The 17,289-nt window shown below is 70.5% G+C and carries 17 protein-coding genes; 7 read left to right on the top strand and 10 right to left on the bottom strand.

All coding sequences use genetic code 11. From position 1 onward, the window contains the following. Positions 1–130 precede the first annotated feature (130 nt). Genes ACPWT1_RS13105 through ACPWT1_RS13135 form a run of 7 tightly spaced genes read right to left on the bottom strand, consistent with a single transcriptional unit; the run spans position 131 to position 4,622 of the window. Positions 131–925: a LytR/AlgR family response regulator transcription factor gene (locus ACPWT1_RS13105; protein ID WP_427911617.1), complete on the bottom strand. Its 795-nt coding sequence runs from the start codon at positions 923–925 to the stop codon at positions 131–133. Next, the gene (locus tag ACPWT1_RS13110) at positions 922–1,968 is read right to left on the bottom strand and encodes a sensor histidine kinase (protein ID WP_427911618.1); all 1,047 of its coding nucleotides are present in this window, start codon (positions 1,966–1,968) and stop codon (positions 922–924) included. The genes ACPWT1_RS13105 and ACPWT1_RS13110 overlap by 4 nt, the downstream gene beginning before the upstream one ends. Further along, positions 1,965–2,264, bottom strand: a complete 300-nt coding sequence (locus ACPWT1_RS13115) for a 2TM domain-containing protein (protein ID WP_427911619.1) — start codon at positions 2,262–2,264, stop codon at positions 1,965–1,967. Before ACPWT1_RS13115 ends, ACPWT1_RS13110 begins: the two co-directional genes overlap by 4 nt. Before the next feature lie 8 nt (positions 2,265–2,272). Beyond that, positions 2,273–3,316 (bottom strand): alpha/beta hydrolase family protein, encoded by a 1,044-nt coding sequence (locus ACPWT1_RS13120; protein WP_427911620.1) that lies wholly within the window; start codon positions 3,314–3,316, stop codon positions 2,273–2,275. A gap of 5 nt (positions 3,317–3,321) precedes the next feature. After that, positions 3,322–3,627: a 2TM domain-containing protein gene (locus ACPWT1_RS13125; protein WP_427911621.1), complete on the bottom strand. Its 306-nt coding sequence runs from the start codon at positions 3,625–3,627 to the stop codon at positions 3,322–3,324. Between the two features lie 26 nt (positions 3,628–3,653). Next, positions 3,654–4,181 carry a DUF6622 family protein gene (locus tag ACPWT1_RS13130; protein ID WP_427911622.1) on the bottom strand — a complete coding sequence of 176 codons (528 nt, stop codon included), beginning with the start codon at positions 4,179–4,181 and terminating at the stop codon, positions 3,654–3,656. 30 nt (positions 4,182–4,211) lie between these two features. Then, on the bottom strand, positions 4,212–4,622 hold the full coding sequence (locus tag ACPWT1_RS13135) for a DUF2306 domain-containing protein (RefSeq protein WP_427911623.1): 411 nt from the start codon (positions 4,620–4,622) through the stop codon (positions 4,212–4,214). Between the two features lie 160 nt (positions 4,623–4,782). Here ACPWT1_RS13135 and ACPWT1_RS13140 point away from each other — a divergent pair, with 160 nt between their 5' ends. The 5 genes from ACPWT1_RS13140 (at position 4,783) to ACPWT1_RS13160 (ending at position 10,393) form a co-directional block, all read left to right on the top strand. Next, on the top strand, positions 4,783–5,736 hold the full coding sequence (locus tag ACPWT1_RS13140; RefSeq protein WP_427911624.1) for an alpha/beta hydrolase: 954 nt from the start codon (positions 4,783–4,785) through the stop codon (positions 5,734–5,736). A 132-nt stretch (positions 5,737–5,868) separates the two neighbouring features. Beyond that, positions 5,869–7,092 (top strand): ABC transporter substrate-binding protein, encoded by a 1,224-nt coding sequence (locus ACPWT1_RS13145; protein ID WP_427911625.1) that lies wholly within the window; start codon positions 5,869–5,871, stop codon positions 7,090–7,092. A gap of 25 nt (positions 7,093–7,117) precedes the next feature. Beyond that, positions 7,118–7,993, top strand: coding sequence for a branched-chain amino acid ABC transporter permease (locus tag ACPWT1_RS13150; protein ID WP_427911626.1), 876 nt, complete (start codon positions 7,118–7,120; stop codon positions 7,991–7,993). A gap of 2 nt (positions 7,994–7,995) precedes the next feature. Continuing rightward, on the top strand, positions 7,996–8,931 hold the full coding sequence (locus tag ACPWT1_RS13155; protein WP_427911627.1) for a branched-chain amino acid ABC transporter permease: 936 nt from the start codon (positions 7,996–7,998) through the stop codon (positions 8,929–8,931). Continuing rightward, a complete protein-coding gene (locus ACPWT1_RS13160; RefSeq protein WP_427911628.1) occupies positions 8,924–10,393 on the top strand; it encodes an ATP-binding cassette domain-containing protein in 1,470 nt (489 codons plus the stop codon). Before ACPWT1_RS13155 ends, ACPWT1_RS13160 begins: the two co-directional genes overlap by 8 nt. 119 nt (positions 10,394–10,512) lie before the next feature. On the opposite strand, the gene ACPWT1_RS13165 is transcribed toward ACPWT1_RS13160, so the two are convergent. Further along, entirely contained in the window at positions 10,513–12,054 is a 1,542-nt protein-coding gene (locus tag ACPWT1_RS13165) for an acetolactate synthase large subunit (RefSeq protein ID WP_427911629.1), read from the bottom strand. Positions 12,055–12,199: 145 nt separating this feature from the next. Between ACPWT1_RS13165 and ACPWT1_RS13170 the strand changes: the two genes are divergently transcribed. Both ACPWT1_RS13170 and ACPWT1_RS13175 read left to right on the top strand, forming a co-directional pair. Beyond that, a complete protein-coding gene (locus ACPWT1_RS13170; RefSeq protein WP_427911630.1) occupies positions 12,200–13,024 on the top strand; it encodes an undecaprenyl-diphosphate phosphatase in 825 nt (274 codons plus the stop codon). Positions 13,025–13,128: 104 nt separating this feature from the next. After that, positions 13,129–13,341: a hypothetical protein gene (locus ACPWT1_RS13175; RefSeq protein WP_427911631.1), complete on the top strand. Its 213-nt coding sequence runs from the start codon at positions 13,129–13,131 to the stop codon at positions 13,339–13,341. Positions 13,342–13,393: 52 nt separating this feature from the next. On the opposite strand, the gene ACPWT1_RS13180 is transcribed toward ACPWT1_RS13175, so the two are convergent. Continuing rightward, positions 13,394–14,164 (bottom strand): esterase/lipase family protein, encoded by a 771-nt coding sequence (locus tag ACPWT1_RS13180; protein WP_427911632.1) that lies wholly within the window; start codon positions 14,162–14,164, stop codon positions 13,394–13,396. A gap of 69 nt (positions 14,165–14,233) precedes the next feature. Beyond that, a complete protein-coding gene (locus ACPWT1_RS13185; protein WP_427911633.1) occupies positions 14,234–17,263 on the bottom strand; it encodes an acetoacetate--CoA ligase in 3,030 nt (1,009 codons plus the stop codon). Positions 17,264–17,289: the final 26 nt, after the last annotated feature.

Genomic DNA, 17,289 nt, shown 5'->3' on the forward strand with positions numbered 1-17,289 from the left:
GCAATCCAGTCCGTTGCCCGAATCACCACCGTCGCTGGATCCCGGGTCAAGCCCGGGATGACAACTTCAGGGCCGCTTCCACTGTCATCTGGGCGAAGGCCGGGATCCAGGAACGCGCGCAGCGCGGCCTTCACATTGCCCTGAACAGATGCGCATACAGCCGGCTCACCGGCACGCGCTCCTGCGTCCCGCGCATCGTGAGGTGCAGCTTCCCCGCCTCATCCCGCGTCACGCTCTCGATCGCAGTCGCGCGCACCACGGTGCCGCGATGCACCTGCCAGAACTGTGATGTGTCCAGCTGCGGCAGCAGGTCCTTCAGCGGTGTGCGGATCAGGTACTCGTGGCCCTCGGTCAGCACGCGCACGTACTTGTCGGCGGCCTCGAACACCAGCACCTCGCCGATCGGCACCATGCGGATGCTGGTGCCCACGCTGGCCTGGATCACCTGCAGCGGCGTCGCCGGACGCGCGTTGCCCGCCAGCAGATGCCGCAGTTGCTCCACCGCCTGGTCCAGCCCGCCGCCACCGGGAGCGGCACGCCGCGCCAGCACGTCCTTCAGCTTGGCCACCGTGCGCTGCAGCCGCGCGGGTTGCACGGGCTTGAGCACGTAGTCGACCGCCTGCGTCTCGAATGCTTGCACGGCGTACTGGTCGTACGCGGTGACGAACACCAGCGCCGGAAACGGCACGTCGTGCGGCCAGGCGTCGGCCAGTTCCGCGGCGGCATCGAGGCCGCCTTGCCCTGGCATGCGGATGTCGAAGAACAGCACGTCGGGCCGCAGCGCCAGCGCCTGCGTCACCGCCGTGGCGCCATCACCGGCGATGCCCACCACCTGCAACTCGGGCCAGGCCTTGGCGAGTTCGGCCTGCAGGGCCTGCGCCAGCAGCGGCTCGTCTTCGGCGAGGAGGGCGGTGGGAGCGCTCATGTGGCGGACAGCGGCAAGTGGATGGCGACGCGGGTGCCGCGCGGCTGCACGGCGGCCAAATCGAGATCGGCGCCTTCGCCGTAGACGGCCGCAAGGCGCTCGCGCACCTGCAACAGGCCGAAGCCGCTGCCGGCCGTGGCGGCATCGCCCGGACCGGTGCCGGTGTCGCACACCTCCAGCAGCAGGCGATCGCCATCGTCCGCAGCGCGCACGTTCAGCTGGCCGCCTTGCACCTGCGGCTCCAGGCCATGCTTGATCGCGTTCTCCACCAGCGGCTGCAGCAGCAGCGTGGGCACGCGGCGCTGCGACAGTTCGGGCGGCAGCTGCAGCTGGAACGCCAGGCGCGGTCCCATGCGCACGGCCATCAGCTCAAGGTAGTCGCGCAGCCGGTCGAACTCGGCCTGCAGCGGATGCGTCGCCACTCGTGACGCATCGAGCGTGGCGCGCAGGTACGCGATCATGTGATCGAGCATCTGCTGCGCGCGCTGCGGATCGACGCCGATCAGCGCCCGCAGGTTGGCCAGCGTGTTGAACAGCATATGCGGCTCGAGCTGCGTCTCCAGCAGCTTCAGGCGCGCCTCGTTCGCATGCCGCTGCGCCTCGCCCATCTTGCGTTCGAGGTAGTCGCTGCGATTGCGGCTGTAGAACCAGTAGATCGCCACGCTGGCGGCGGCCAGCGTGATCAGGATGGAGTTGCGCAGGTCGCGCACCGGATCGGGCGGCGGTCCGGGCGGCAGCAGGCCGAAGGTGCGGCACAGCACGGTGCCGATCTGGTTGCCGAGGAACCAGCCCGCGCCAATGCCGAAGATGACCAGGACGATGCTCTGGATGCCGGTGGGCCAGCCCGTCTCGCGCGACGATGGCAGCACGTGGCGGCCGAGGTCGATGATGGACCAGGTGACGACCGAGATCGCCAGCGAATAGGCGGCGATGGGCGCGAAGGGCTTGTCCGGCTCGAAGCCCACCTGCAGCGCGGCGATCGCGAGGCCGAAGGCGAGGGTCTGCAGCAGGTGCTGCAGCTTCTCGAGCGGGTCGACCCTCATGGCCGCGGGCTGCCGTGCTGGCGGCGCAGCTTCTCGCGTTCGCGCTCGACCATCCGTTCGCGCAGGCCGCTGTTGCCACCGATCAGGAACACGCTCACGCCGTGCAGCAGCAGCCCGATGCCCCAGCCGACCATCGGAAACGGGGTCCACCGCCGCGTGCCGAAACCGACGTCGGAGACCGCCAGCAGCAGCAGGTTCACGGCCACGTAGAACGCGGCGTGGATGTACCAGCCCAGCTTGGCCCCGGCGCGCTTGCGGGCCAGGCGGTCGATTTCCTCGGGGGTGAGCGGCTGCATGTCGACGGTCATTCTAGGGACAGCAGGTGTCGGCGAAAGAAGGCCGCGATTCGTGCGTTCACCGCGGGCAGCTCGCCGCGGTCGAAGCCGGGCGGGTCGGACAGCAGGTCGCGCGCGAGTGGGCCCAGCACCTGCGGCGGCGGCGGTGGCGACAGCAGCGCGGCATGGCCCGCCGTCGGCATGTCCGCGAGCAGCTCGCACCGCGGCAGGCAGGCCAGCAGGATGGGGCCGCTGTGGAAGCGCGGCGTGAGCCAGGCGTCGCGGCCCGACGTGATGAGAGCCAGGGGCACTCGCGGCGTGGCCAGGGAGGCGGAGTCGAAATCGACCGCGAAGGGAACGCCGGCTACGACGGCGGCAATGCGCGGGTCGTCGTGCGTGTACCAGCGCTCGTCGTCGAGCCGGTGCCGGATCACGAAGCTCGCAATGGCCTTCTTCGGCCTGTCGAAGACATCGCCGCGCAGCCGCGTGGCCAGCCCGACGCAGGACTGGAAGTCCTCGTCGAGGTGCGCCATGCAGTGGTCGCGCAGGCGGGCCGGCGACCAGCGCCCACCGGCCAGCGACAACGCGGTGTGCCCGCCCGCCGACATGCCGAACATGCCGACGCGATCGAACGTGAGCAGCGGCGCGAAGCGCGCGTCGTGCTGGACGGCATCGATGGCGCGCGAGACTTCGGCGGGTCGCCGCTTCCAGCTTGCGGGTCCCGCGTCGGAGAAGTCGCGCGCGTTGTCGCCCTGGTGCTCGGGCATGGCGACGACGAAGCCGGCATCGACGAGTGTTCGCGCCAGGTCCGCATGCACCCACGCATTGCCACCGGAGCCATGCGACACGATGACCAGCCGCCCGTTGCCGCGCGTGGGCGGCGCATCGGGAGCGACCTGCAGCGTGAACGGGCCGCGCTGCACGGCTTGGTCGGGTGTCGCGGTCGGGTAGTACACCGTCACCGGGGCATCGCTTTCCACCGGCGCGGGCAGTTGTGAGAGGCCGACGCCGGCATTCGAGGCCAACGCGGCACAGGCGCCCAGGGCCGCGACGATGCTGTGGAGGACGCGCATGGCGCTCACCACGGATCGCGATGCGCCAGCAGGCGGGCACGTTCGCGCGCGACCAGGCGATCGACAAGGGCCGTGCCGCTGCCGTGGACCAGCACCGAGACGCCGTGCATCGCCAGCCCGAAGCCCCAGGCCAGCGTGCCGACGCCGAAGAGGCGAGGTGCGTGGCCGCTCGCCAGGGCGATGGCGGCCAGCAGCAGGTGGACGGCGAGGAAGACGAAGGCATGCGTGAGCCAGCCGATGCGGGCCCTGGCGCGGCGCCGGGCCAGGTCCTCGATTTCGGTGTCGGTGAGGCGGGTGGCGAAAGCGGTCATGGCGATCTCTCCGAAGCGTTGAGGATTCAGGCGGGGACGACGAGCTTCCACAGGCGTGCCGTGCGGCCAGCGAACAGGCCGCTGAAGACGCCGTAGACGATGGCGACCGGGAAGGCGAAGGCAGCGTCCGCGGCCACGCCCGGCCGCAGCGCCATCTCCACGCCGACGCACCACTTGACGAGGAAGATGGCGCCGATCAGCAGCATCGGCACCGCGGTGCCGGGCAGGTGGAACTGGCGGCGCGCCGGGTCGTAGCTGCCCTGCGCGCGTCCGAGGGCCAGCAGTGCGGCGACGGCCGCAGCCACCAGGACCCACGCGGCGATCACCGCGACGCCGGCGGAGGTGCGGCCGAAGGCGGACCACGTGCCCCAGGCTGAGAAGACGACCATCGCGACGGGCATCGCCGCCACGCGGACGAGGCCGGCCGTGCGATCGCGCAGTTGCGTGGCGCCGAGCAGCATCAGGCCGGCCAGCAGGGCCCAGACCCAGACGGGCGTGGCGCGCACGATGCCGCCCAGGGCTTGCGGCTGATGGAGGAGAAGGGTGAGCAGCATGGTGGTCTCCGAGGCGAGTGACGAGGGGATTCAGGCCAGGCCGACGCTGGTCCACAGCAGGTGGCCGAGGTAGCGGCTGGGCAGCAGGGTGAGGGCGCCGGACACGATGCAGGCGCTGAGGTACAGCATCTGCATCGCGACCCGGTGCCGGCGCACGTTGCCCTTGGCGAGCGCGTAGAAGGCGCCGAACAGGACCGCGAACACCACCGGGACGGACAGGTGGATCGCGGTGTAGCCGCCGAGGTTGGGCAGGCTGAAGTCGCGGATGAAGATGGCCGTGCCGGCGGTGAGGAGGATCAGGGTCACCCAGGCATAGCCGAAGGCGCGGTGCAGCACCGGGCGCTGGGTGCGGCCGCGGCGCGCCCACAGGGCGACCGGGCCGATCACCACGGCCGCGGTCGCGGCGGTCATGTGGACGGCGATGAGGGGCGTGAGTTGCATGGCGGTCTCCGGCGGCGTGTCGATGGAGCGGACTGTGCCGACCGCCCCCGGCGGGCGCGACACGCCGGCGACGAAACGCCGGCCGCGCGCCGCGAAATGGCGGCCGCCCGGCGCCAAATGCAGGCACCATGGCGCGGCCAACAACCACGGAGACCGACCCATGCTGCATCCCCAGGCCGAGGCCCTGCTGCGCCTGATCGCCGAGAAGGGCATCCCGCCCACCCACACCCTGCCGGTGGCGAAGGCGCGCGAGTACTACCTGGTGCGGCGCCAGGTGACGCAACCGGCGCCGCCCGAGGTGGCCGAGGTGCGTGACCTGCAGGCCACCGGACCGGCCGGCCCGATCCCGCTGCGGATGTACCGGCCCGCGGGCAGTCGCGCCGGCGAGGCGCTGCCGGTGCTCGTGTACTACCACGGGGGTGGCTGGGTCATCGGTGACCTCGACACGCACGACACGCTGTGCCGCGAACTCGCCAATGGCTCGGGTTGCGCCGTCGTCGCGGTCGACTACCGGATGGGACCGGAGGTGCGCTTTCCGGGCGCCGTCGAGGATGCGCTGGCTGCCACGCGCTGGGTGCATGCGAACGCGGCGAAGCTGGGCCTGGACGGCACGCGGCTGGCCGTCGGCGGCGACAGTGCAGGCGGCAACCTCGCCGCCGTCGTGGCGCTCTCGGCACGCGACGCCAAGGACCTGCCGATCGCGTTCCAGCTGCTCATCTACCCGGCCACGGACCAGCGCCACGACGTGCACCCCTCACGGGCGGCCAACGGCAAGGGCTACCTGCTGGAGAAGGACACGATGGACTGGTTCCACGACCACTACATCGACGACCCGAAAGAGGACCTGGACTGGCGCGCGTCGCCCCTGCTGCACCCCGACCATCGCAACCTGCCGCCGGCCTTCGTGCTGGTGGCCGGCTTCGATCCGCTGCGCGACGAAGGCATCGCCTATGCCGACAAGCTCAGCCAGTCGGGCAACCGCGCCGACCTGGTGAGCTTCGAGCGGCAGATCCACGGGTTCATCGTGATGGGCAAGGTGATCGACGAGGCGAACACGGCGGTGCAGCTGTGCGCGGCCGCGTTGCGCCGGGCCCTGTCGGCGCCTGTCCGATAACAGTCCCTTGGGGCGCTGTCGATAGGGAATGCCGCAGCCCCCGATTTGCCGCGCGCTTCCAATAATGAAATGCATCGTGGTGCGATCCTGCGCCCCGATGGGTTCCACTGTGGAGGCATCATGCGTCAGGACATGCGTTGCTTGTTGTCGGGCACGGCGCTCGCCGCGTCGCTGCTCACCCCGGGAGTCGTGCTCGCCGCGGACCCCATCCGCATCGGCGTGATCGCCGAAGCGCAGGCGGTGGCCGGGTCATCCATCGGGCCGGCGGCGCAACTGGCGGCCGAGGAGATCAACGCCAAGGGCGGCGTGGACGGGCGCAAGATCGAGATCGTGGTCTACGACGACCACTCCTCCGCGGCCGAAGCCGTTCGCGCGTTCCAGCGCGCGGTGAACGAGGACAAGGTCAACGCGGTGATCGCCAGCTACACCTCCGAGGTGGTGCTCGCCCTCGAGCCGTGGGCCGCGCGCCTGAAGACGCTGATGATCACGCCGGGCGCCGCATCCGACGTCATCACCCAGAACGTCGCCAAGGACTACGACCGCAACAAGTACACCTTCCACGGCTACCTCACGTCCACCGCGCTCGCCGGCCTGGTGTGCGACGCCGCCAATGACCTGCTGGTCACGCCGCACAAGATGAAGACCGCCGTCATCGTCAGCGAGGACGCCGCCTGGACGACGCCGCTCGACGCCGGCTACGAGGCGTGCCTGCCGAAGGTGGGATTGAAGGTGCTGGACCACATCCGCTTCTCGCCGGACACGACCGACTTCACGCCGATCTTCAACAAGATCGAGTCGCTCAAGCCCGACGTGATGATCACCGGCATCTCCCACGTGGGCACGCAGCCCACCGTGCAGTGGAAGAGCCAGCAGGTGCCGATCCCGATGTTCGGCATCTCCTCGCAGGCGACCAACTCCACGTTCTGGAAGGACACCAACGGCGCGACCGAAGGCGTGCTGTTCAACGCGGTCTCGGGGCCCGGCGTTGCGGTGACGCCCAAGACGCTTCCCTTCGTCGAGGCCTACCAGAAGAAGTACGGCAACGTGCCGGCCTACTCGGGCTACACGTCGTACGACGAGGTCTACATGATTGCCGAGGCGGTGCGCCGCGCGAAATCCACCGACAGCGACAAGCTGGTCAGCGAGATGGAAAAGACCGACTACGTGGGCACCATCGGCCGGATCGCATTCCTGCCCAAGGGCGACCCGCACGTGCATGGCCTTCGCACGGGAGCCGGGTACATCACCGGCCTGATGCTGCAATGGCAGGACGGCAAGCAGGTCAACACCTGGCCGAAGAACCTGGCCGCGGGTCAGGTGAAGTTCCCGCCGTTCGTGAAGCTGCCGCCGCAGTAAGCGCTGGACCGCCCCGGCCCGCCGCATGCTGTTCTGGCAGATCCTGATCGACGGCTTCGCGATCGGCGCCCTCTATGCACTGGGCGCCACCGGGTTCACGCTGATCTTCGGCGTCTCCGGGGTGCTGAACCTCTCGCACGGGGCGATCATGGTCGCCTCGGCGGTGGCTGCGTGGGCCATTGCCGGCTGGATTCCGGTGGGCCCGTACGTGGCAGCCCTGGGCGGCATCGGCGTCGGCGTGGTGCTGGCACTCGCGACCTACGTGCTCACGGTGCGGCCGATCCAGCGCTCGGCCCGCATCGCCGAGGCCGAGAAGGAGATTTTCATCCTCACCTCCACGCTGCTGTGGGGAATCATCATCTCCGAGGCCATCGCCTACCTGTTCACCAACAACGCCAAGACGGTGCTGCCGGTGGTCGAGGGCGTGGTCACCGTGCTGGGCGTGCGCACGCCGGCCAACGAGTTCTTCACCGCGCTGGTCTGCTGGGTGTCCATCGGGCTGCTCTGGCTGCTGGTCAATCGCACGCGGCAAGGCAAGGCCGTGCTGGCGGCGTCGATGAACCCGCGCGGCGTGACGCTGGTGGGCATCGAGCTGTCGACCGTCTACGTGTCCGTGTGGCTGATCTACGGCCTGCTCGCCAGCGCCGCGGGCGTGCTGCTGGGGATGTTCCTGGGCGTCAGCTCGTACAGCGTCGGGCCGCTCACGGCAAGTGCGTTCTCGATCGTGGTCCTCGGCGGCCTGGGCAGCGTCTCGGGGTCGCTGATCGCCGCCTACGTGGTCGGCTACCTCGAGACCATGACGGCCTACCTGGTGTCCCCGGCCTACCGCACGATCCCGTCGCTGCTGCTGCTGGTGCTCGTGATGTACCTGCGGCCCCAGGGCCTGTTCGGCCGGCGATGACCATGCGTGCCACGCTCCTTCGCACCCGCGGCGGCATCGCCACCCTCGTGTTCCTCGCTGCCGGGGCCGTGCTGCCCGCCGTGGCTTCGGGCTATGTGCTGGGGCTGCTCACGGTGGCCTACTACACCTCGGTGTTCGCGATGGCCTGGGACCTGCTCTTCGGCTTCGCGGGCGAGGTGAACTTCGGCCCGACCTTCCTGATCGGGCTGGGCGCGTACACCGCGGGCATCCTGGACGCCCGACTCGCGCCCAACATCTCCCTGTGGCTGTGTGTCGCCGCCGGCGCGGCCGCGGCCGTCATCGGCGGCGTGCTGCTGGCGCTTCCGGCCCTGCGCGTGCGCGGCCCGTACTTCGGCCTGACCACGCTCGTCGCGGTGCTGATGCTGCAGAACTTCGTCGTCGTCTATGCGGGGCTCACCGGCGGCGAGATCGGGCTGTCGGTGCCTGACGTGATGTCGGTCAGCGCGGGCACCAACTACTGGATCGCCTTCGGCTTCATGGTGATCAGCGCGGCCATCCTGTTCGGCCTGTCGCGCTCGCCGATCGGGCTGGTGCTGGAGGCGAGCGGGCAGGACGCCGTGCAGGCCGGGGCGCTGGGCTTCAACGTCACCAAGCACAAGCTGTTCGCCTTCATCGTCAGCGCCTTCTTCTCGGGCCTGGCCGGTGCGCTGATGGTGTTCTACATGGGCACGGCTTCGGTCGGCACGTTCGTCGACATCTCGGTCGGCGTGCAGATCATCGTGGCGGCGGTGCTCGGCGGACGCCGCACGGTGATCGGCGCGGCCATCGGCGCCGTGTTCCTGATCGCGATGGGCGAACTGCTGCGTCCGCTGGGCGAGCTGGCCACGCTGCTGGTGTCGGTGATCGCGCTGGTCGTCGTCATGTTCTTCCCCGACGGATTCCTCGGCATGCTCAAGGGACGGGGGCGCGGTGCCTGACGCCCCGATGCTGGAGGTGAAGCAGCTCACCAAGCGCTTCGGCGGCCTGGTGGCCGTCAAGGACCTGAGCTTCTCGATTCGCGGTGGCGAGATCCTCGGCCTGATCGGGCCCAACGGCTCGGGCAAGTCGACCGCCATGCGCACCGTCATGGGCGTCGATCCGCCGACCTCGGGCTCCATCCGGCTCGATGGCAAGGAGATCGGCGGGCTGCCCTCGCACAAGGTGTCCCGCCTGGGCGTCGGGCTGGTGTTCCAGCATTCGCGGCCGCTCAACCGGCAGACCGTGCTCGAGAACATCAAGGTGGCCCTGCTGCCTGACCGGCTCAACATGCTGTTCCACAGCGGGGAGGTCGACACGAAGGCGCGCGCCATTGCCGAGCGCGTAGGCCTGGGCGCCGTGCTCGATCGCAAGCCGCCGACGCTGGCCTTCGCCGACCTGCGCCGCCTCGAACTTGCCAAGGCGATCGCGCACCATCCCAAGCTGGTGCTGGTGGACGAGCCGTTCGCCGGGCTCACCGCCTCCGAGGTCGCGGCCTTCTCGGAATTGATCCGCGAGTTCCGCGACGAAGGCCGGGCGGTGCTGCTGGTCGACCACAACGTCAAGGGCGTGTCGGCGCTGGTCGATCGCGTGGTGGCGATGTACCTGGGCGAGTGGATCGCGGAAGGGTCCGCCGCCGAGGTGATGGCCAACGAGACCGTGCGGCGGGTGTACCTGGGCGGCGCCCTCACCAAGACCTCGCGGCCGCCACCGACCGTGAACGGCTCGGCGCCGCTGCTGAAGGTGGACGACGTGGTCGTGCACTACGGCAAGGCGCTGGCGGTGCAGGGCGTGTCACTGCACGTGCGCGAGGGCGAGTTCGTCTCGGTCGTCGGTCTCAACGGCGCCGGCAAGACCACCTTGTTCAATGCCATCTGCGGGCTCGTGCCGCATGCCGGGACGGTGCAGTGGGACGGCGCGCCGCTGCGCGGCAAGACCCCCGCCGCCATCGCGCGCGGCGGTATCGTGCAATGCCCCGAGACGCGCGAGCTGTTCGGCGACATGACCGTGCGCGAGAACCTCGAGCTCGGTGGCCATGGCCTCACCGACGCCGAGCGTCCGGAGCGGCTCGAGTGGCTGTTCGACCTGTTCCCCATCCTTCGTGCCCGCGAGGGGCAGGTTGCCCGCACGCTGAGCGGCGGCGAGCAGCAGATGCTGGCGATCGCGCGCTCGCTGATGATGAAGCCGCGCCTGCTGATCCTCGACGAGCCGACGCTGGGCCTCGCGCCCGTCATCCTGGAAGTGCTGTCCCGCGCGCTGGAGCGCCTGCGCAGCACGACCAACCTCACGGTGCTGCTCGGCGAGCAGAACGTCACCTTCGCCATCCCGCACGCCGATCGCATGTACGTGCTGGACCACGGCAAGATCGTGTGGGAGGGACTGCCGGAGCGCTTCGAGGAGGAAGCCGCCCGGCACTATCTGTGAGGCGGTGAGCCGCCTCGTGAGGGGCTGGTGGACGCCTTGGGTCCCCGCCTGCGCGCGGACGACACCCGAGGTTGTCATTCCCGCGGAGGCGGGAATCCAGGGCTTCCGCTTCCGTTCGGTCAGACCGCCAGGTCGATCAGAAACGGCCCCGTGCGACCGAAGCTGCGCGACATCAGGTCGGCGCACTGCTCCATCGTCGTGGCGCGTGCCGCCTCCACGCCCATCCCTTCGGCCAGCCGCACCCAGTCGAGATCCGGGCTGCCGAGATCGAGCATGCGCAGCGCCGTCGGGCCGGGCGTCGCGCCCACGCCGCGGTACTCGCCCTGCAGGATCGCGTACTTGCGGTTGTTCAACAGCACGGTGGTGCAGGGCAGTCCCTCGCGCGCCTGGGTCCACAGCGACTGCAGCGTGTACATCGCGGATCCATCGGCCTGCAGGCTGATCACGCGCCGCCGTCCACCGGCAGCGATCGCAGCGCCCGTCGCCACGGGCAGGCCGGCGCCGATGGCACCGCCCACCAGGTGCAGCCAGTCGTGCGGAGGCGCCGCATGGGTGTGCTGGTAGAAGCCGCGCCCGTAGGACACGCTCTCGTCCGACACGATGGCGTCGTCGGGCATCAGCGCCGCCACCGTCTGCGCCAGCTTCTCCGGCGTGGGCGCGCCGCTCGCCGCCTGCGGACGGGGCCCGGGATCGGGCATCGCGGCCTCGGGCGCATGCAGCGCTTCGGCCAACGCACGCAAGGCAGCGATCGCGTCCTGGTCGGGACGGGCAAGCACGTGCAGCTGGGCATCGGCAGGGAACTGCGTCGAGGGCTTGCCGGGATAGGCGAAGAACCCGACGGGCGCCTTGGCGCCCACCAGCACGATGTGCCGGAAGCGGGCCAGCCGTTCGATCGCGAGGTCGGTGCTGTAGGGCACGCGCTCCAGCTGCAGGCGGCCTCGACCGCGCTCGACGCAGGGCGCCAGGTAGTCGGCCGTCAGGTGCGCGCCCGTGGCGTGCGCGATGCGCCAGGCCAGTTGCTGGCCGTGTGCCCGCACGGCCTGGCCGGCCAGCAGCAGCAGCGTCGGCGCGCCCGACCGCAGTGCCTTCGCGGCGGTGTCGATGGCGAGCGCATCGGGCGGCAGGCCAGGCGATGGCGCGAGGGGCTGCGCGACGACGCCGCCGTCGTCCCAGGATGCGTCGGAGGGAAGGATCAACGTCGCGATCTGTCCACCCGCTGAACGGGCCGCCTGCACCGCCGCGGCCGCGTCGCGCCCGACATCCGCTGCGGTCATGCTGGTCTTCACCCAGCCCGACACCGTGCGGGCCAGGCCCTCGGTGTCGGCGGTCAGCGGCGGATCGTGCGGCCGGTGCCACGTGGCCTGGTCGCCGACGATGTTGACGATGCCGCTGTGGGCGCGCCGCGCGTTGTGCAGGTTGGCCAGGCCGTTGGCCAGCCCGGGGCCGCAGTGGAGCAGGGTGGCTGCAGGCCTGCCGGCGATGCGCCAGTAGCCGTCGGCCATGCCGGTGACGACGTTCTCCTGCAGCCCCAGCACGCAGCGCAGGCCCGCGCTCTGGTCGAGCGCGGCCACGAAGTGCATCTCGCTCGTGCCCGGATTGGCAAGACAGGTGTCGATGCCGGACGCGCGCAGCGTCGCGACCAGGCTCTGCGCGCCATTCATGGTGGATCCCGTGGTTCGTTGCGGCACGAGCTTGCCACAGCCCGCTGCACCAGGACGCCCCGAAGCTGACGAGCACGGTCGGCGGCAGGCCTCCGTCAGCATGCCCCAGCGATAATCCGCAGTCGTTTGTTGTACAGGAGCGTGCGTGGATCTCGTCGTGCTGGCCAAGGCCGCAGTCATGGGTGTGGTGGAGGGCCTGACCGAGTTCCTGCCGATTTCCAGCACCGGGCACCTCATTCTCACGGGCGCCTTGCTCGGCTTCGACGACGCCAAGGCCAAGGTGTTCGACATCGCGATCCAGACCGGCGCCATCCTGGCCGTGGTGATCGTCTACTGGCAGAAGATCCGCGGCACCATCGTCGCGCTGCCGACGCAACGGCAGGCGCAGCGGTTCGCACTGAACGTGCTCATCGCGTTCCTGCCCGCGGTGGTGCTGGGCCTGCTGTTCGGCAAGGCGATCAAGGAACACCTGTTCAACGCGGCCGTCGTCGCCACCACCTTCGTCCTCGGCGGCCTGGTGATCCTGTGGGCCGAGCGGCGACAGCAGACCGCGGTGCGCATCACCAGCGTCGACCAGATGACGCCGCTCGACGCGCTCAAGGTCGGTCTCGTGCAATGCCTGGCGATGATCCCGGGCACCAGCCGCAGCGGCGCCACCATCATCGGCGGCATGCTGCTCGGCCTGTCGCGGCAGGCGGCCACCGACTTCTCGTTCTACCTCGCGATCCCGACGCTGATCGGCGCCGGCGCGTACAGCCTGTTCAAGGAACGCGCGCTGCTCACGGCGGCGGACCTGCCGCTCTTCGGCGTCGGCCTGCTGCTGTCGTTCGTCAGCGCCTGGGCCTGCGTGCGCTGGCTGCTGCGGTACATCTCCAGCCACGACTTCAAGCCGTTCGCCTGGTACCGCATCGCCTTCGGCATCGTCGTGCTGCTCACCTCGGTGATGGGCTGGGTCGACTGGCGCGACTGAAGCTCGACAGCGGGGCGCTGTCCTACCCGCGCCGTCGGCTCCAACCGGACAGGCTGGCCGGGCGCCTTCCCGCATGATCGAAGCACACGGCCGCAGTGGGGCCGATGCAGGCAGTCATGCAGGAGCAGCAACAACAACAGCAGGCGCAGGTGGCGCCGATCGAACCCAAGGACGAGGCGCCGGCCCAGGCTCCGCGTCGTGCGGGCGACGACGACACCTGGGGGCTCGGGTCGGCCACGGCCCTCGAGAGCCTGCGCCGCCGCAACTTCCGCGGTCGTCGTCCTTCGTCGAGCGAGGAGCGGCCTTCGTCGGAGTGATGCGCTGGCGCGCGGGAATCAGGAAGGGCTGCTTCGGCAGCCCTTCGCGTTTTCAGCGCCCAGCGGGGCGGCCGGCCGACTCACGCCGGCGCAGCGGGCGCCACTGGCCTTCGGGCTGCGCCAGCCGGTCGATCACGACGCGCAGCACGTCCGGGTGCGTGGCCATGCCGAGATGGCTGGCCGAGACTTCCACGCTCTCGGACCGCGGCGTGCGCTGCTCGATGCAGCCGCGCCAGCACACCACGCCGTCGCTCTTGCTGTAGACCGAGGTGGTGGGCACCGGCGGGCAGGCCCGCAGCCGCGCCTGCAGTTCGGGCGTGATCTGCGCGGCGTCGCCGTTCAGCAGCTTGTAGAGGGCTTCCGCGTGCGTGGCGCCGCGCATCGACGCGAACGGCGTGCCCAGCGTGATCACCTGCCGAACGCAGTCGGGTGCGCGCTTGGCCAGTTCGCGGGCGTAGATGCCGCCCAGGCTCCAGCCGACCAGACTCACCTTGCGGCCCGCCTGCGCGTGCCAACGGCGCACGTCGTCCTCCAGGGCATCGAGCCAGGCGTCGAAGTCGCCCTCGGGACCGGTATTGACGCCGCGCCCCCAGCAATGCGCGGTGAAGCCGGCATCGGTGAGGAAGCGGCGCAGGTGCGAGGTGGTGAAGGGCGCGCCACCCAGTCCGGGAAACACCACCACGGGGTGGCCATCGCCCACCGCGGGCGCGGCGGCGCTGAACTTGGCAGCAGCGAAATCGAACAGCGCGCGCAGCGGCTCCATGGCAAGGAGCGAGAGCGGCGGCGCCGGAAAGCCTGTGGGAAGAGTCTGGATCGAAGCCATGGCTGCACTGTGGGACTTGAACCCAACCGGGGCTGTGCGCCATGGCGGCGCCGCGTTGTAGGACTGGCGTCAGGCCGCCACGGCGTGCTGTCCTGCGGTCAACCCCTGACCATGCGCCAGCGCTTCGTCCAGCAGGGCAGCGACGCGGAGTGCCTGCTTGCCCACCAGGTCCGAGTGCTCGCCCGGCAGCTCGACCAGCCGCAAGGCGTCGCCCACCAGCGCGCGCCATGCCGGCACCGGGTTCGGCTGGCCGGGCAGCTTCTCCAGCGCATGCACGAGCAGCACCGGGCCGGCGGCGTAGGGCTGGGGCCGGTACTGGTGGATCGCCTCCGAAAGCGCGTCCCAGACGCGGGCCTGCAGCGGCGGCAGCCCGTGTCCGTCACTCGGACGCACGGGCGGGCCGAACTCCCGCCGCATGCGGGTGCGGAAATACGTCCAAGCCTCCGGCACCGGCATGCGCGCCACCCGCTGCACCGCTTCGACGATGCGCGTGCCGATGGGAAGCGTGCCGTGCGGATACGGGTCGAGCAGCACGAGCGGATCGACCGTGTCGCCAGCCTCGGCGATCTGCCGCGCCATCTCGTAGGCGACCAGCCCGCCGAACGAATGGCCACAGATCGCATACGGCCCGTGGTGCTGCAGCGTGCGGATGTTGGCGACGTAGGAGGCGGCCATCTCCTCGACCAGCCGCGGCGGTGGCGCCTCGCCGGTCAGGCCGGGCGCCTGCAGCCCCCACACGGGCCGGTCGGTGTGCAGGTCCTGCACGAGGCTCCAGCATTCCATCACCGTGCCGCTCACGCCATGCACGAGGAACAGCGGCGTGCCGTGGCCCTGGCGCATGCACACCAGGACCGGCGAGGGCTGCGGCACCCGGGCCTCGACCATGGCCGCGAGCTGCGCCACGGTCGGCGCCTGCAACAGGGCCGAAAGCGGCAGCGTGCAGCCGGTGAGCGCGGCCACGTCGCGCAGCAGCCGCGCCGCGAGCAGCGAATTGCCCCCGAGCTCGAAGAAGTTGTCGTCGGCACCGACCTGCGCCAGCCCGAAGTGCCGCGCCCACAGGCTGGCCAGGCGGCCGGTCAGCGACAGGTCGGCGCTGGCCGAAGGCGCCGCCGTGTGGGCCTGCAGGCCCCGATGGCGCGCGATGGCCTGCAGGCACTCGGGATTGCGCAGGGCCTCCAGGTTGGTGGGCGGCTGGCCATTGACCGCCGCACGCGCCGCCGCTTCCGAGAACTTGCCGTTGTGCGTGACGGGCAGGGCAGGCACGTCCAGCAGCAGGTCGGGCACGTGCGCCGACGACAGCGCAGTGCCGATCTCGCGCCGCACGCGCGCCGCGAGCGTCGCATCCAGCACCACGCCCGGCGCCAGCACCAGCAGGGCGACCACCTGCGGGTTCGGGCCTGCGCGCTCCACCACCATCGACTCGGTGATGCCGGGCACGGTGGCGAGCACGCGGTAGATCTCGGCCGGCCAGAACTTGGTGCCGCGCACGTTGATCACGCCGTCGGAGCGGCCGTGCATGCGAGCACCGCCCGCGGCGCTGAATTCGACGAGGTCGCCATGCGTCCACACGCCGGGGTTCTGCGCGAAGTAGGCGGCATGGAAGCGCGAGCCATCGGCATCGCCGAAGAAGCCGAGCGGCCGCGACGGGAACGGATTGGTGCACACCAGGTGCCCCACGCCGTCGGCCTGTTTGCCGTCCTGCCAGGCCTGCACGTCCAGACCCAGGCTGCGGCACTGCGCCTCGCCGGGGCGCACCGGCAGGTCCGGATGGCCGAGCACGAAGCAGCCGATGATGTCAGTGCCGCCGCTGATGGACTGCACCGGGACGTCCCTGGCATGCGCGGTCACCCAGCGGAACTGGCCGTCGTGCAGCACGGCGCCGGTCGAGAGCACGGCACGCAGCGCGTCCAGGCCGAACACCGCCGGCTCGAGCCGCGCTTCCTCGCACATCTTCAGGTAGCCGGGACTGGTGCCGAACACGTGCACGCGTTCCTGCGCCACCAGCCGCCAGAGCCGGTCGACGCTGTCGATGGGACCGTCGTAGGTCACGATCTCGACGCCGGACGCCAGCGCCGACAGCTGCCAGTTCCACATCATCCAGCCACAGCTGGTGTGGAAGTACATGCGTTCGCCCGGCCGCAGGTCCACGTGCAGGCGGTGCTCCTTCACGTGCTCCAGCAGCGTGCCGCCGGCGCCATGCACGATGCACTTGGGCTTGCCCGTCGTGCCGGAAGAGAACATGACGAAGAGCGGGTGGTCGAAGGCAAAGCGCGGCCAGTCGAAGGCCTGCGGATCGGGGCGCAGCAGGTCCTCGAACGCATGCGCGGCGATGCCGCTGCCAGCGGGCAGGTCGCCGCCATCCAGCCGCACGAGCTTGCGCAGCCCCGGTATGTGCTGCGCGACTGCCAGCACCTTGTCCACCAGCGACGGGCCGCTGTCGGCTGGCTGCGGCGCGAGATGCGCGGCGATCAGCGTCGGCTCCAGCGGGCCGAAGCGGTCGACCAGGGCCTGCACGCCCATGTCGGGCGCGGCGGTGGAGAGCGTGGCGCCGAGCGCGGTGACCGCCAGCGCGATGGCCACCGCGCGCGAGTCGTTGCGCAGCACCGCCACGACGCGATCGCCCGCGCGGACGCCCAGCGCCGCCAGGCCCTGCGCCAGCGACGCCACCTGCTGGCGCAATTCGCCGCGCGTGATCACGCGGCTGCTGCCGTCCGCATGGCACTCGCGCACGGCCGGCGCCGAGGCATCGGCCACCGTGAGGTTCAGCAAGCTGTCGGCGTAATTGAGCTGCACGCCGGGGAAGAAGCGCGCCTCTTCGCAGCTGTCGCCGATGCACACCGGGTCGGCGCTGCCGGTGAGCCCCAGCGGTGCCCGGCAGGTTTGCAGGAACACGTCCCAGAAGGTGCGGAAATGGGCGACCGAGAAGGCGTGCAACTCGGCGTAGCTCGCGAACGAGCGGCCGGTCTCCGCTTCGAGGAGCGCGGTGAACGCCGCCATCTGCGAACGCTGTTCGCCCTTTTGCGCCGCGTCCCTCGCCGGGCCCTCCGTGCCGGACGCATTGCCCGGACCCATCGTCACAGTGGATGCGACTGTCCCCATGCGAACCAGTGTAGGAACGGTTGCGC

It is taken from the genome of Ramlibacter sp. MMS24-I3-19 (assembly GCF_050320135.1).
Lineage (GTDB): Bacteria > Pseudomonadota > Gammaproteobacteria > Burkholderiales > Burkholderiaceae_C > Ramlibacter.

Coding starts and splice junctions, on each gene's coding strand:
- ACPWT1_RS13165 (WP_427911629.1), bottom strand. CDS start 12,054: ATGAATGGCGCGCAGAGCCTGGTCGCGACGCTGCGCGCGTCCGGCATC.
- ACPWT1_RS13110 (WP_427911618.1), bottom strand. CDS start 1,968: ATGAGGGTCGACCCGCTCGAGAAGCTGCAGCACCTGCTGCAGACCCTC.
- ACPWT1_RS13105 (WP_427911617.1), bottom strand. CDS start 925: ATGAGCGCTCCCACCGCCCTCCTCGCCGAAGACGAGCCGCTGCTGGCG.
- ACPWT1_RS13115 (WP_427911619.1), bottom strand. CDS start 2,264: ATGCAGCCGCTCACCCCCGAGGAAATCGACCGCCTGGCCCGCAAGCGC.
- ACPWT1_RS13185 (WP_427911633.1), bottom strand. CDS start 17,263: ATGGGGACAGTCGCATCCACTGTGACGATGGGTCCGGGCAATGCGTCC.
- ACPWT1_RS13180 (WP_427911632.1), bottom strand. CDS start 14,164: ATGGCTTCGATCCAGACTCTTCCCACAGGCTTTCCGGCGCCGCCGCTC.
- ACPWT1_RS13175 (WP_427911631.1), top strand. CDS start 13,129: ATGCAGGCAGTCATGCAGGAGCAGCAACAACAACAGCAGGCGCAGGTG.
- ACPWT1_RS13155 (WP_427911627.1), top strand. CDS start 7,996: ATGCGTGCCACGCTCCTTCGCACCCGCGGCGGCATCGCCACCCTCGTG.
- ACPWT1_RS13125 (WP_427911621.1), bottom strand. CDS start 3,627: ATGACCGCTTTCGCCACCCGCCTCACCGACACCGAAATCGAGGACCTG.
- ACPWT1_RS13135 (WP_427911623.1), bottom strand. CDS start 4,622: ATGCAACTCACGCCCCTCATCGCCGTCCACATGACCGCCGCGACCGCG.
- ACPWT1_RS13130 (WP_427911622.1), bottom strand. CDS start 4,181: ATGCTGCTCACCCTTCTCCTCCATCAGCCGCAAGCCCTGGGCGGCATC.
- ACPWT1_RS13120 (WP_427911620.1), bottom strand. CDS start 3,316: ATGCGCGTCCTCCACAGCATCGTCGCGGCCCTGGGCGCCTGTGCCGCG.
- ACPWT1_RS13145 (WP_427911625.1), top strand. CDS start 5,869: ATGCGTTGCTTGTTGTCGGGCACGGCGCTCGCCGCGTCGCTGCTCACC.
- ACPWT1_RS13150 (WP_427911626.1), top strand. CDS start 7,118: ATGCTGTTCTGGCAGATCCTGATCGACGGCTTCGCGATCGGCGCCCTC.
- ACPWT1_RS13140 (WP_427911624.1), top strand. CDS start 4,783: ATGCTGCATCCCCAGGCCGAGGCCCTGCTGCGCCTGATCGCCGAGAAG.